General features: G+C 40.1%; 9 protein-coding genes. 2 read left to right on the top strand and 7 right to left on the bottom strand.

Going from position 1 to position 14,195, the window contains the following annotated elements; genetic code table 11:
* Position 1 precedes the first annotated feature (1 nt).
* Together BMX24_RS09075 and BMX24_RS09080 are read left to right on the top strand one after the other, a co-directional pair.
* Positions 2-1,147: an AAA family ATPase gene (locus tag BMX24_RS09075; protein WP_089791752.1), complete on the top strand. Its 1,146-nt coding sequence runs from the start codon at positions 2-4 to the stop codon at positions 1,145-1,147.
* Positions 1,144-2,775, top strand: a complete 1,632-nt coding sequence (locus BMX24_RS09080) for a type I restriction-modification system subunit M (protein WP_089791754.1) — start codon at positions 1,144-1,146, stop codon at positions 2,773-2,775. The genes BMX24_RS09075 and BMX24_RS09080 overlap by 4 nt, the downstream gene beginning before the upstream one ends.
* 113 nt (positions 2,776-2,888) lie before the next feature.
* Here BMX24_RS09080 and BMX24_RS09085 read toward each other — a convergent pair whose 3' ends face one another.
* The 7 genes from BMX24_RS09085 to BMX24_RS09110 all read right to left on the bottom strand — a co-directional run bounded on the left by BMX24_RS09085 (position 2,889) and on the right by BMX24_RS09110 (position 14,105).
* Entirely contained in the window at positions 2,889-8,312 is a 5,424-nt protein-coding gene (locus BMX24_RS09085) for a helicase-related protein (RefSeq protein ID WP_089791756.1), read from the bottom strand.
* Complete coding sequence (locus BMX24_RS09090) at positions 8,299-8,736, bottom strand: DUF1896 domain-containing protein (protein ID WP_089791758.1); 438 nt, start codon at positions 8,734-8,736, stop codon at positions 8,299-8,301. Before BMX24_RS09090 ends, BMX24_RS09085 begins: the two co-directional genes overlap by 14 nt.
* Before the next feature lie 146 nt (positions 8,737-8,882).
* Complete coding sequence (locus tag BMX24_RS09095; RefSeq protein WP_089791760.1) at positions 8,883-10,967, bottom strand: type IA DNA topoisomerase; 2,085 nt, start codon at positions 10,965-10,967, stop codon at positions 8,883-8,885.
* 82 nt (positions 10,968-11,049) lie between these two features.
* Positions 11,050-12,516, bottom strand: coding sequence for a DUF3945 domain-containing protein (locus BMX24_RS09100; protein WP_089791762.1), 1,467 nt, complete (start codon positions 12,514-12,516; stop codon positions 11,050-11,052).
* Between the two features lie 105 nt (positions 12,517-12,621).
* The gene (locus BMX24_RS09105) at positions 12,622-12,900 is read right to left on the bottom strand and encodes a helix-turn-helix domain-containing protein (RefSeq protein WP_228404806.1); all 279 of its coding nucleotides are present in this window, start codon (positions 12,898-12,900) and stop codon (positions 12,622-12,624) included.
* Entirely contained in the window at positions 12,845-13,006 is a 162-nt protein-coding gene (locus tag BMX24_RS21175; RefSeq protein WP_170835628.1) for a hypothetical protein, read from the bottom strand. Before BMX24_RS21175 ends, BMX24_RS09105 begins: the two co-directional genes overlap by 56 nt.
* A gap of 256 nt (positions 13,007-13,262) precedes the next feature.
* Positions 13,263-14,105, bottom strand: coding sequence for an RteC domain-containing protein (locus BMX24_RS09110; protein ID WP_089791766.1), 843 nt, complete (start codon positions 14,103-14,105; stop codon positions 13,263-13,265).
* Positions 14,106-14,195 lie beyond the last annotated feature (90 nt).

Genomic DNA, 14,195 nt, shown 5'->3' on the forward strand with positions numbered 1-14,195 from the left:
AATGAGTACAATAACTAATTTTGCCACCCTGGGAGAGATAGCCCAACACTTTCGAAAAGATTTAGTTGGCGATCATCGTCCAATGAAAGATTTGGTGCTATTCTTTGCTCACAACGGCACAGGTAAAACCAGGCTTTCCATGGAGTTTAAACAGGCAGGAAAAGTGTTTGATAGTGAAGGAAATGTAACTAGTAGGGATACTTTATATTTTAATGCTTTTACAGAAGATTTATTCTCTTGGAACAATGACCTAGAAAATGATACCAATAGAATACTTACACTAAATTCGGATTCTGCATTTTTTAATGGGTTACATGAATTAGATTTAGATGTCAAAATCGAATCTTTCTTTAGTAACTATGTCGATTTAAAATTTGACATTGATTATGATAAGTCAACCGTGGCTTTTTCAAGAAGTATAATTGTCGATGGCAATGAACAAACAATAGAAAATATTAAAATTTCTAGAGGTGAAGAAACTTTATTTATTTGGTGTTTTTTTCTTGCTATTTGCCAATTAGCTATTGACAAAGACCCGGCGTACAGTTGGGTAAAGTATATTTATATTGATGATCCAGTATCCTCGCTTGACGAAAACAATGCCATTTCTGTAGCATGTGATTTATGTAATTTGCTTACCGTTGAAGGGAACGATATCAAAACAGTAATCTCAACACATCACAGTCTATTTTTTAACGTACTCTACAATGAGTTCGGCAGAAAGGTTAAAAATAAGCGTTACTTTTTGCACTGTAAAAGTGCTAATAGATATGCTTTACAAGATACAAATGACACGCCTTTTTTTCATCATATAGCAATGTTAAGCGAACTTAAGAAAGTTGTTAAATCTAATAAAATCTATACATATCATTTTAATTCCCTGAGGAGTATTTTAGAAAAGACAGCAACTTTTTTTGGTTATGAAAAGATTGATAAATGTATCGATGGTTTAGAAGACGAAGTACTTTTTGAGCGAGCATTACAGCTATTTAGTCATGGAAAATATTCAGTATTTGACCCGGTAGAAATGGGTGATGATAACAAAGAACTTTTTAAACGAATCTTAGATGGATTTCTTAATAAGTATGAATTTTATTTTCCAGAAATATTTAATGAAGAAGTTCGAACAGAAACAGAATTAAGATGACACAAAAAGAACAACAACAATTAGGAAAAACCCTTTGGAATATAGCTAACGAGTTACGTGGAGCGATGAATGCGGACGACTTTCGCGACTATATGCTTTCTTTTCTTTTCTTGCGATATCTATCTTTTAATTATGAAGAAGCAGCAAAAAAAGAACTTGGATCAGATTATCCAAACTTAGCAAAAGATGATAGCAGAACGCCACTATCTGTATGGTATGACGCCAATCAAACCGATATCAAAGAGTTTGAAAAGCAAATGCGAAGAAAAGTACATTATGTAATTCAGCCGCAACATTTATGGAGCAATATTACAGAACTAGCACGTATACAAGATGATAAATTATTAAAAACTTTAGAAGAGGGATTCCGTTATATAGAAAACGAATCCTTTGATAGTGCATTCCAGGGGTTATTCTCTGAGATTAATTTAAATTCCGAGAAATTAGGTAAAACCAATACCGAAAGAAATAATAAGTTATGCACAATCATTAAGAAAATTGCAGATGGTATTGCTGATTTTACTACCGACTCAGATACCTTGGGTGATGCTTATGAATATCTGATTGGTCAATTTGCTGCCGGTTCCGGCAAAAAAGCAGGTGAGTTCTATACGCCTCAACAAATTTCAACCATATTGTCTAAAATTGTTACGTTGGACAGTCAAGACCCCACAACAGGACCGAAAAAAAAATTCGATAAAATCCTTGATTTTGCTTGTGGATCAGGTTCTTTACTATTAAATGTCAGGCATCGAATCAAAGACAATAATGGCGCTATAGGAAAAATTTATGGACAAGAAAAAAACATTACTACCTATAACCTTGCACGGATGAATATGCTGTTGCACGGAATGAAAGACACCGAGTTTGAGATATTTCACGGGGATACTTTGCTTAACCATTGGGAGCTGCTCAACGAAATGAATCCATCCAAAAAGATAGAGTTTGATGCTATTGTTGCTAATCCTCCTTTTAGTTTACGGTGGGAACCAAACGAAATTTTGGCAGAAGATTTTAGGTTCAATGGTTATGGTTTAGCACCTAAATCAGCTGCCGACTTTGCTTTTTTATTGCATGGTCTTCACTTCTTAGGAAAAGAAGGAACCATGGCTATTATTTTACCGCATGGTGTTTTATTTAGGGGTGGCACAGAGGCTCTTATTCGAGAGAAGTTGTTAAGAGATAATCATATTGACACCATAATTGGCTTACCATCTAATTTATTCTACTCTACAGGCATACCTGTCTGTATTTTAGTCTTGAAAAAATGTAAAAAGTATGATGATGTATTATTCATTAATGCTGTAGAACATTACAAACCAGGAAAAAGACAAAATACACTCCGAGAAGGAGAAGATGGAGAACCTAACGACATTCAAAAGATTGTAGATACCTATCAATTCAGACCAGCATATATTGAAAAGTATGCGCGTAGGGTTTCAATTGAAGAAATCGAAAAAAATGGTTATAACCTGAATATCGCTCGCTATGTTAGTATTGCACGAGATGAAGTACAAATTGACTTGAAAGAAGTAAATAAAAATTTAACCTCGATAAATGACAGCATTAAAACTTATACTGATAGACACAATAATTTTTTAAGAGAATTAGGTTTAGATCCCATTTAATGCAATATTAAATAATGTTTAAATTAGTATTTATTATGATACTCTAATAAAACCCTCTGAGTAATTATAGAGGGTTTTATTTTGTTCAATCAAAAGGTAGGAAATCACAAGAACTACAATATTCCTCTTGGCAAATGGATTCCTTTAACCCTAATAATATCCTCTGAAGAATTAGAACCTTGTTTCTGCTGTTTGTTCTCCTCGCTTTTCTCTTCTGTTGGAACTGGTGCCAGAGATAACTGAATTTTTCGCTCAACAGCCGTCAGCTCAGTTTTTAGTTCGCTGAGCTTATTCTCTTTTTTCCATACGCCGTTAATGACTTCCTGATACACAGGAATGTCTTTTTCAAGATCAGAAATTTTCTGCTGTTCTAGTTCGATAAATTCTGGCAGTTTATTAATGGCATTCAGAAAATTTAGAGAAGCTGTTTTAGGATCAGAAGCCATAATACCATTGTTATAGGTATACTTGATATTACCTTCACCCTGTACCATAAAACGGTTGATATATATATCATCCTGCCCGTCTTTTTGATATACACCTGTTTTAACGAGTAGGGTAAAACCATACAAACTCCCTATTTCTTCATAACTGCCTCCCGTCCGTGCGTGATCAACTAACTCACCTAGTTTTGCCCCGATCTGCTTCACGCTGGGGTCAGGTGATAATCCTATTAATTGGACCGGATTAACTATCGTACCATCCTGTTTTCTTTGGAGTCGTTTCTGAAAGTTATCCCAATCCAGTTGCATCCGATCAAGAAGGGATTTTGAAGATTCAAGTGACGTTAGACTATACTCTAATCTGTAATTAGAGGTTGCTTTGGAACGGTGAAAGGCCTGGCGTTCACTCTCCAGCCCTGCAATCAGTTTTTCGAGCTTAGCCTTATCCAACAAATCGGTATTACCTGATAAAATTGCCACATATTCAGAATAGCTCATCCCTGTTTTTTCATCCATGCTTCCTTCATCAATAGTTCGTTTACCCAAACTGTTAGTCTTCAATTGCTCGATAAACACCTGTTTGTTATAAAGTGTGTTGAATTTATAGCTGTCTAAGGATTTCTCAACAGCATATATGAAAATATCCACCTTATTATCCGCAAAGAACTTCGCAATCTCATTTCCGGTTCTTATTGCCCTGCCATCTCGCTGTGCAAGATCACTAGGGCGCCAAGGAATATCTAGGTGATGGATCGCAACCGCACGTTTTTGAGCATTAACACCAGTTCCCAGCATTTCAGTGGAACCAAACAGAACTCGAATCTTACCGTCATTGACAGCTTTAATCATCTCCTTACGCTGTTTCTCGTTCTTTGCTTCCTGGATAAAGCGGATCTCATTGGCAGCGATACCATAATCTTCTACAAGCTTACGCTTGATCTCTGAATAAATATTCCATTCGCCGGGTTTATAGGTACCTAGATCAGAAAAAACGAACTGTGTCCCTTTCTGGGCGTCGAACTTCTTATAATATTTCGCAATGTTGGCAGCACAATGGGAGGCTTTATTATCGGGATGATCTCCATACTTAGTACTGATCAGCCTCATATCGAGTGACATTTTGCGCGCATAGTCCGTTGCAATAAGCATCTTTGCCTTTTCTTCACTTTCTGAGAGCTTTGCTCTTCCGAGTAAAGTGGCATCACCGCTTTTGGCAAACTCCATCAACTTTTTTATAAAAACTTCCTGATCGGGAGTTGGGGGAATATGGTACAGGATTTCGTTTTTCTCAGGGCGGTCAATCCCGATACTTTTAGCCGTGCGATAGTCGGTTATTTCGGCATAGAACTGTGCCAGTTCGGGGACTTTGATAAAGTAGCGGAAGCGCTCTTTAGCTACTATGGTATTGGCAACTGAAAATTCGTAGTCTGTTGTTTTTCTCGCAAAGATCGCCGCCCAGGCATCAAAGCAGTTGATGCCCTGTTTTTCAAGGGCTTTGGGACGAAGGTATTTGAACAAGAGATATAACTCCGTAAGTGAATTACTGATAGTGGTTCCCGAAAGGAAGGTAGCCCCCAAATCCTTCCCCGACCTTTCTTGAATCGTGCGGATCGCAAACAGCAGGTTCATTGCTTTTTGACTACCTGCCATATTACCCAAACCTGCCACGCGGTCGTGGCGGGTATTAAACATCAGATTTTTAAAACGATGAGATTCATCTATAAATAGATGATCGATCCCCATCATCCTAAAGTCCACCATATCATCCTTGCGGTTTTCGATATCATGCTCCAGGGTTTTGAGCTTAACTTCCAGGTTCTGCTTACGAACAATAAGTCCTTTAAGCATCGCTCTGGAAACCTCTTTTCCCTGAGATTGGAGGACGGAAAGATTCTCCTCTACACTATCCAACTCTTCCTGCAGGATTTCTTTCTGCAGTTCCGGAGATTGCGGGATCATCCCAAACTGGTCATGGGTTAAGATCACACAATCCCAGTCATTGTTTTTAATATCCCCGAAAATTCTTGCTCTTTTTTGTGGCGTAAAATCTTCTTTGCCGGGATATAAGATCCTCGAATGTGGATAGGCTTTCCTGTAGGTTTCTGCTATTTCATGCACATTCGCCTTCAAGGCCAGGATCATCGGTTTGTGTGCGAACCCCAAACGTTTCATTTCCTGAGCCGCCGTACACATGATCAATGTCTTACCGGCGCCCACCTCATGGTCACAAATTCCCCCGCCATTCATTTTTATCATCCATACCGCATCTTTCTGGCTTGGATACAAATCTTCTATACCCAACGCCTTCCGATCAAGACCGGGGAATTTCTGATGGCTGCCGTCATATTGTGGCCGGACAAAACAATTGAAAGTATTGTTATAAGTGTCAGTAAGCTTCTCTTTAAACTCTTCATTCTGCTCATGCAACCAGTCGGTGAAAGCGGTTCTGATCTCATCGATTTTCGTACCCGCCATCTGGATCGCTTCCATATCCCTGACCTTGATCTCCTGATCGCCTATTTTTACTTTCTTTGTGATATCAGGAGTCGTATTAACCAGCGCATGTTTCAAAAGGGCAATCCCATCAAAAGTGCGGCTGTCGGATTTAATGGCATACTTTTCCGTGATATGGACATTCCAGCCTTTATTTTGTATGGAAAAATCATCCGTATTTTCAACATATTGAATACGGACTTCTGTTTGAAACAAATGAGAGGCAAAACGGCTGTAGATGTCAGCGGGTATCCACCGTTCCCCAAGGTTAAAATCCAGCTCTTCGAACCCGATGCGGATCGGTATGGATTCTTCCAAAGCCTTCAGGCTTTCTATTAATTCTTTATTATCGGAATTAGACGCCAAATAGCCCCTGACCTCTTCTGCTTTTTCAACCACATTTCCTGAGAGCCAGCGTTCTTTTATTTCATAGCTGTCTTCCAGTGGATTATAGTAAATACGACTGTGGAGTGCTTCTTTCAAGCCTTCAGAAGAGATACCGCTGATCTCAGACATAAATCCCAGGTTCACTGTCCCATAGGTATTAAGGGAAGCCGCCAATGCTTCATCTGGATTATCTGCTACAAGTGCAGAGGTTGAAAAACTTACGGGCTGATGGAAGATATCGGCTCTATGAATCACGCCACCCACCACCCGTTCCAAATAAGGAATTTCCTTCCCGGCACTGTCCGTTTTTATAAGTTTGATATTTTCCGCAGCATTCAGGTAACCATATTTTTTGACAAAGGCATCATAGAGAGTGTTCAGATTTTCCCTTTCTTGACGGTATTCCTTCCGGTATTCGGCTTCTTTTCCGTAAAGGTCATGATAGGTGTCACGGACGCCGATATAAGATGCCGCTCTTGCTTTCTGCGATGCATTAAGTGCAAGCGGTTGGAACATAGCCTGCCTTTTTTCGGACTCGATGATCTTTAGATACCCGACCTGCTCATTACAAACGACCAGACAGTTATCGCGGTGGAAAGGCTGCAAAGAGTAAGAATATGCTACCGGTTCAGTGATCGGATTGACAGTTTCCTTCAGTTCACCTGGTTCAGGATTTTCTGATCCTGAAAATAAATCACCGATAATTTCCTCCGGAGATTTGGCTTCGTTTTGAGGTTTAGAAACGGGCGGCAGATGCTCAGTAGGGATTTGTGGTCGTTGCAGTATGCCACTGAACAAATCACCCTGGTAACCTTTAACAGGCTTCTTCTGCTTGGTAGTTTGTTTTTTTGTTTTGGTGATAGCACGTGAGGCCGGAACTGGTAAGAGTTTTTCGGGAGATTCAAACAGATCGAAAATGCTCAGTTGCTTTTCTGCGTGGGGTTTATTATTAATGGTGACCTTGACTGATGAGGTTTGAACGGACTCCGATATGGGGGAAGGTTCGGCTTCAATTATTGTATTACTAGGCGAAACAAGAATTTGAAAGACGGATTTGTTGCTGTTTTTACCTAGATACAGTTCTTGATCCAGATGAACCAAAAAATCTTCTGCAAGCATCCGTTTAAGATCTCTGGCAATACCTGAAATACCACCCTCATGCTCAAAAATCATTGCGGGTTGTCCATATGGGTTAGTAGCTTTATAAGCTTTAGTATAAACGATAAGTCCGGGATTGTCCAACAGCAGGTTTTTCGATACACCATCACTATCTGTTAAGGATTTGCAAAAATCCTGTTCTCTGTGTGACATTGACTTTTTACCCAAATGCTTTTGCAATACAATAAGGTCACTGCCTACTTCCGTACCGGCATAATCAGTAAACAAGTTATTGGGAAGTCTTATCGCTGAGACGAGCTTATGATCCTTCATCAGTGCTTCTCGGATGATCTGGTTCGAAGGACTATTGAGAACACCCTGCGAAGTAATGAAAGCCAGTATTCCACCGTCACGAAGCGTGTCGCTTCCCTTTATGAAAAAGTAGTTGTGTATACTTCTAGCAGCACGTTCCCGAGCGGGATCTTTACTTCTGGAATAGGAGAGGTCAAAAACGGAAGTATCCCCGAAAGGGATATTGCTGGCAATGACGTCATAGCTTCCGAGTTCCCTGTCAGGGATTTCTTCAAATCCTTTAATCCGGATATCGCTATCAGGATAGAGGTTTCTGAGTATTTTCCCTGTCAACAGGTCTTTTTCGTAAGCTGTTGCCTGGATTTCACTACCTTCTGAAAACGACCGTATAAAGTCGCCGATTCCGCCGGAGGGCTCCAAGAATTTCTGAACAGAAACACCTCTTTCTTTTATCACACCGGATATAGTATCAATAATTTTAGGTGGTGTATAAAAGGCTGTGAGAACGGAGTTTCGCATACTGTCCACATACCGCCGGTACTCTTTTTCATCCACCGAATTATCACGTAACAACTGAAACAGCTCCCAGGTAAGCGAAAACAATTCCTTCTCCGACTTCCAGGACTTTATATCATCCAGATCTTCTGCACGGTTAAGAATTGACTTGAGCCCACCAAATCCACTGTACTGCTGTAATAGAAGCTTTTCACCAGTGGTTGCTTTTCGTTTCTCCTTTTCCAGTGTAAAAGCAATCCGAAGGGCATCGATGTTCTGTTGGAGGTGAAACCTCTTACTGAAGCCCATGATCTTCGATCCATAGTTGGATAGTACCGATCAGCTCCGTATACAGAAGATCGTAGTCCGTTGTATACGCAAAGTCATCGGTAAGTTCGTAACCACCGAAAACGGGTTCACATACAGACATCATTTTTAGGGCAAAAGGTCGCAGCTCTTCATCTGCCATGATTGTATCAAATTCTTCACACACCACCTGGAATATCGTATCAAATTTGGAAAAATGAAGTCCTTCAAATAAGACGAAATCAGCAACCATATCACATTGCTCTATCGAATTTCCTGATTTGAAAGCTTCCTGGTAGGTGAATGCAGCATCTTGGGACCGCTGGTCTATAAATCCTGTATTACCCCGTAGTTCAGGGTAACTGGTATCAAGTAGTTCCTGTAGTCGTAATCTGAAGTACGACAGCTCTTTTTTTTCTGTTTCCATAATGTATTATTGTATAATAAAAAGCTAAATTAGGATGTGTGCGAAAGGAATTCTTTTCTGGGGAAGGGATTGGCGCCGGAATGCCAGTATTTGGCTAGTGCCTGTTTTAAGCCAAGAGTCAATAAAAAATCACCGTCAATTATTTATTATTTCCTTCGCCCTTTGTTTTGCGGAAATTCAAAGGACGATTCTGCTTTTTCATTAAGAATAATATACGCATCGAACTTTTTGCCTGCTGCACTTTTCATTCCTTTAATAAGTGATGTTCTACCCCTTAAAACAAGAGATTCAATATCGGAAAGACTAATGCTAATGCCACAGATTTTTCGGTACTGTAACCAGCGGCAATCTTCACCCGGGCATTTCACAACAGTATCCCTTATAAGAAGTCTATGACCCTTGCATTTTGGGCAGGTGAGATCAGGCTGTAGATCAGTATGAATTGAAGCAGTCAGCAGTTCATGAGTAATACTATCGGTATATTGTTCAATATCCTTCTGAAACATTGACGCATCGGCTTCTCCATTTTCTATTTTTTGCAGAACCAGTTCCCACTCTGCTGTCATTGCTGCATTCGCAATCTTTTTGTCAGCAACCAGCTGGTACACCTGAAGCCCCTTTTCAGTAGGAATCAGGGATCTCTTTTCTCTTGTAATGTAATTCCTGGCAAAAAGTGTTTCTATTATAGCCGCCCTTGTGGCGGGTGTGCCGATCCCAATGTTTTGCAAGGCTTTACGTTCCTCTTCATTTTCGATTGCCTTGCCTGCAGTTTCCATAGCTGTGAGCAGTGCTGCTTCATCATACAAGACTGGAGGCTTGGTCTTTTTTTCTAGTACCTTGGCATTTTTTATCTTCAGTTCTTCACCCTTTTGAAACTTAGGAAGTTCTTGTACCAGTTCAGTAACTTCATCTGATGAACTTCCCTGAACACTGCGCCAGCCGGGTTGGATAGTTTTAGAACCTTTTACAATAAAATCGTAATGTAGCACCTGAACATGGGCTTGGGTAAGTTCTTTCAGACAAGGTTGTGATACGGCTTCAAGCAATCTCAGAGCGATCATATCGTAAATGGTATTCTCCCTGGCGGGTAAATCAGATGGTAGCTTTTCAGTGATGAGCAGCCCATGATGATCCGTTACTTTCAAATCATTGACAATGCGTTTATTAAAACGTCCCCACGGAATATCGTTCAAGGCCTCCTTGAAGGATTCTCTGTCTGTCAAAGTGCGAACAAGACCCGGTATCTCCGGCCACACGTCTTCAGAAATATAATTACTTCCGGTGCGGGGATAGGTTATGTACTGCTTTTCGTAAAGGCTTTGAGCGATTTCCAATGTTTCCTCCGCTGAGAGTCCGAGGCTTTTATTGGCTGCTTTCTGAAGACCCGTTAAATCAAATAACAAAGGTGGCTGCTCTGTAACAGCTTTTATCTCTACAGCAGTGATTGTGACTTTTTCTTCACGACCGATAACCCTCAGCGCATCCTCGGCCTGTTTTTTATTATCCCATCGGGTTTGGGAAAGGCTTTTAAATTCTGTATAGTCCTTTCGGTGGTCAAGTTCAATCTGAAAGTAATCTTTAACCGTAAAGTTCTTGTGATCAAAATATCGAGTACATATGAGTGCCAGTGTCGGGGTCTGTACTCTTCCAAGCGAATATGAGCCACTTCCGGCGGAAATAGAAAGCGCTTGTGAGGCATTGATCCCTACCAGCCAGTCAGCACGGCTCCGGCTTTCCGCTGCCCGATACAACCCTTCAAATTCACTTCCCGGTTTAAGATTCTCAAAACCTTTTCGGATAGCTTTCTCTGTCAGAGAGCTGATCCAAAGTCTTTCAAATGGTTTGTTGCATTTCAGATATTCGTATATGAAACGGAAGATAAGCTCACCTTCCCGACCTGCATCAGTTGCAACGATAATACTGTCTGCGCGATTAATTACCTGACCGATAATCTTCAGTTGTTTTAAAGCCGCCGGATCGGGTGCGTATGTTTTATCCTTTTTTAGTTTTCGTACTGTTAATATAAAGGGATCAGGCAGGATAGGCAGGTTTTCCTTTTGAAATCCAGATAATCCATAATCTATGGGCATCCCCAGTGCCACTAAATGGCCCAAAGCCCAGGTGATTAGATAACCATTTCCTTCCAGATACCCATCTTTTTTTTCCGAAGCACCCAGAAGGAAAGCTATTTCCCTTGCTACACTTGGTTTTTCTGCTATTACTGCTTTCATAGATTTATTATTTAGAGTTTTTACTGAATAGAAATGGAATGCCTAGGCATTCCACTTCTGAATACTTAAGTAGTATTTGTATTTAGAGTTTTTGTTTCACCTTATTACGAGGTTTTTCCTGCTTTTGTTGTTGCTTTTTGCTGTCAGGTTCAGTTTGACCGGTCTTTAGTGGTTCCTTTAGGTTTTTAGTTGCTTCATTCGTTTTTCCCTCTGAGTTCACGGCTACTTGCGTTTTATGCCCTTCAACAGGCACAACTTTCTCTTTCAGCATATTGGCATTCTTGAAAGAAAAATCAATATTGCCGGTTGCTTTATTAAATGTGATATACCCATCATACGATTTTCCTTTTTTGTCGGTAAGCCCCTCAACATAAACAGTCTGGCCGGTTTTAAACTTCTCATATTGCTCTTTATCAAGTTCCTTTTCTCTAAAGTACCTTGGGGCCACATATTCATCGCCAATCTTGACCTGCTCTCTTTTGGCAGCAGTCCTGTCGAAGAGGAACTCTACTAATCGTTTATCCGCATTGAATTGAATAGTAGCATCGAAGGGTTCTCCTTTTTTAGAAATCATATCTTTGACAAGAAGTGGCTCTCCTTTCATTAAACTTTGTTTCTGCTCATCATTAAGTTTCACCCCTTTTATCTCATCCGGAATTTTTATCCAGTCTGTTCTAAGTGCCACCAGTTCATTGGTCATCCGGTCAACGCTGATGATTGACGGAATTTTTTCTTTGGTCTTGGGATGTGTCAGGTCAACAACCCGACCCATATTGCCTGTGGCCTGGAGCTTTTCTTTGTCTTCAGGGGTAAATTCGTGACCAAAGAATGGATAGTTTAGGTTGGGCTCTTTGCGAATGCCATGGATTCCCATTACCACTTTTCCATCTCCACTTTCCTGCAAGGAGAGTCGCGCATCCAGGCGGATAATGGAACTCCCTAGATTGAGACTGACCGGAACCAGTTCATTCGTCTTATATCCCTTTAATAGGGGTTCCAGGAGATTCATCCTTTCCAATTTCTCCCTGTTTAACCCCAGATTAGACATCGTTTCCCAATCGATCTGTTCAGGTTTATAACGATATTCACTGGTTTCCTGCGTAACGGCAGCTTTCTGCGTAGTTTGAGTTGTTTCCATTGTATTTTGTGTTTGTTTTTGATCTTTTTTTTGAGTTTCCTCAGGAACTTTTACCTCATGATCTGCAAGAATCTTTTTATTTTTCTCATCAGGATTATCAACCTGCTTCTGCATTTTCCCAGCGGTTTCGACGGCTTCGGCTATCGGTACCTTAAAGAATGAGAAACGTGTAGGGTCTTTCAGCTGTCTAAAGAAATTCGAAAAGAAATTGGTAAACGCATCACCATTTAAGTCGATCTTCATAAATTGGTTCTGGTTCTTCTTTGTCGCATCTACAGTATTTAACTTACCGTCTTTATCGATACCTGTTACTGCCTGTATTTTGTTTTGTTGTTTGTCCAGCACCAGAAGGATTTCTGAGAGCTGCCCGTCTGCGGACACTCCTGCTTTTGGATTGATTTCTTCATTCATAACTTATTCTTTTTTTCTTCGAATGTATCAGAATGAAATACATGAGGCATCATCTTGTCGCATTGGTGAATACTTTGGCACGGTCTGGCACTAGGTCATAAGAAACTATCTCTTCACCGGATGCGAACATCTTTCGCGAACAAACTGCCGGACATCGGAAAGCTTGTAATAGAGCTTTCCACTTAATGTATAATAAGGAAGCTGCCCAGCACTACGAAACCGCTGTAAGGAACGGTTGCTTATTTTAAGCATCAAAAGCACATCCTGGTTATCTAAGAGTTGGTCTCCGTCCGAAATCGCACTGAACTTCTGCGATGATTTCATCTTTTCACTGATTATATCCAGCCGGTCCGTAATGCGTTTCATCCAGGAAAGGAATTCCATTCTGTCCACTGAGTCTAAATTCATTGTTTTCAGGTTTTGGGTTAGAGTACAAAGCTCGTTTCCCTGTACCTCGACTCCTACCCAGCTTCACCCATTGACTTTTCAACTTTTTTAATCCGACTAAAAGAGCTGCCAACACCTGAAAAATGGCGTTTGCAGCACAATGAAGAAAAATTATCCAATTACATCCACAGGCCTAAAGCCAATGGGCAGTCATGGGTATAGCAATGGCATAAAAAATGGCGTGAAAACGGATATATTTAAACCGCAAAGAATTAAGAGAAATATGGATCAAAAAATATGACAATAGGAAAATCCCTGCTATTGATCAATAGCAGGGATTTAAAGAGTTAATACAATTCTTATAAATGTTCAGAAATATAGGAATCCAGATCTGCTTTCAACCGGTCAAGGTAGGTAGGACCACTACGGTATTTCATACGATGGAAAGCATGGTGAATATCGCCAAACTGTACATCGAACATACGTTGGAATAAAGTAGCAATCTGCCGGATACCTAATTTTCCATGGCCCACTGATCTCGAAATATGAAGGGCATAGATCAACTCAATGAGTGCATTTTTAGATTCTGTCCATTGGATTTTATTATTGTTGGGATTTCTAATACTTGTTGCTTCAGTACTATTGCGAAAAGTTTCAATTCGATAATAAAGATATTCGTACAACAGGTCAAATGCCAAGATACGGGCCACTTCATAATCATAGTATGTAGAGAAGTGGATGTCAATTTCAAATACCCTGTTACTCAGTCCTTGTTCCCAGTCTATTTGACCTCTCATAAAGTAAATCGTATCCTTATTTCTACGACCGGATCGATAGTACCTGTAAAATTCGGAATCTGACAGTGCGCCCATATAGTTATTTTCTGCTTTTGTCAATTTTTCCTTAAAGTACTTTCTTGATACACTACCTAGTTCAGAAGGACGACCGGTTTCGATCCTGAATAATTTGTTGTAAAATAAAAGCTTGCTGCAGACAGAAGGTTTTATTTCTCTAAAAAATTCAATTTCATCATGGTCATTCTCAAATCCGTTTTTTTGAACATCGGCTTTTAAAAGCTGCAGCTGCTCATTTAAAAGAATGACCATGTTACGGGAATCTTCGACAACGGTTTCAACGCTCAGAGAAAGCTTCTCCTCCGCTTCTTTGATCTTAGTGCGGATAGTTCGGTAAAAGTTTTTCATAGTTATTTAGTAATTGGGGTTAGACAAACGGTTGATTGATACCGTTTTACTATTGACAACAAAAATATATATTTTTTTGCATAGAATCAC

The organism is Chryseobacterium wanjuense, assembly GCF_900111495.1.
Classification (GTDB): Bacteria; Bacteroidota; Bacteroidia; order Flavobacteriales; family Weeksellaceae; genus Chryseobacterium; species Chryseobacterium wanjuense.

What these genes read in the sequence shown, in the direction of transcription:
- BMX24_RS09075 (WP_089791752.1), top strand. Translation starts at nt 2, where the DNA reads ATGAGTACAATAACTAATTTTGCCACCCTGGGAGAGATAGCCCAACAC.
- BMX24_RS09080 (WP_089791754.1), top strand. Translation starts at nt 1,144, where the DNA reads ATGACACAAAAAGAACAACAACAATTAGGAAAAACCCTTTGGAATATA.
- BMX24_RS09085 (WP_089791756.1), bottom strand. Translation starts at nt 8,312, where the DNA reads ATGGGCTTCAGTAAGAGGTTTCACCTCCAACAGAACATCGATGCCCTT.
- BMX24_RS09090 (WP_089791758.1), bottom strand. Translation starts at nt 8,736, where the DNA reads ATGGAAACAGAAAAAAAAGAGCTGTCGTACTTCAGATTACGACTACAG.
- BMX24_RS09095 (WP_089791760.1), bottom strand. Translation starts at nt 10,967, where the DNA reads ATGAAAGCAGTAATAGCAGAAAAACCAAGTGTAGCAAGGGAAATAGCT.
- BMX24_RS09100 (WP_089791762.1), bottom strand. Translation starts at nt 12,516, where the DNA reads ATGAATGAAGAAATCAATCCAAAAGCAGGAGTGTCCGCAGACGGGCAG.
- BMX24_RS09105 (WP_228404806.1), bottom strand. Translation starts at nt 12,900, where the DNA reads ATGGAATTCCTTTCCTGGATGAAACGCATTACGGACCGGCTGGATATA.
- BMX24_RS09110 (WP_089791766.1), bottom strand. Translation starts at nt 14,105, where the DNA reads ATGAAAAACTTTTACCGAACTATCCGCACTAAGATCAAAGAAGCGGAG.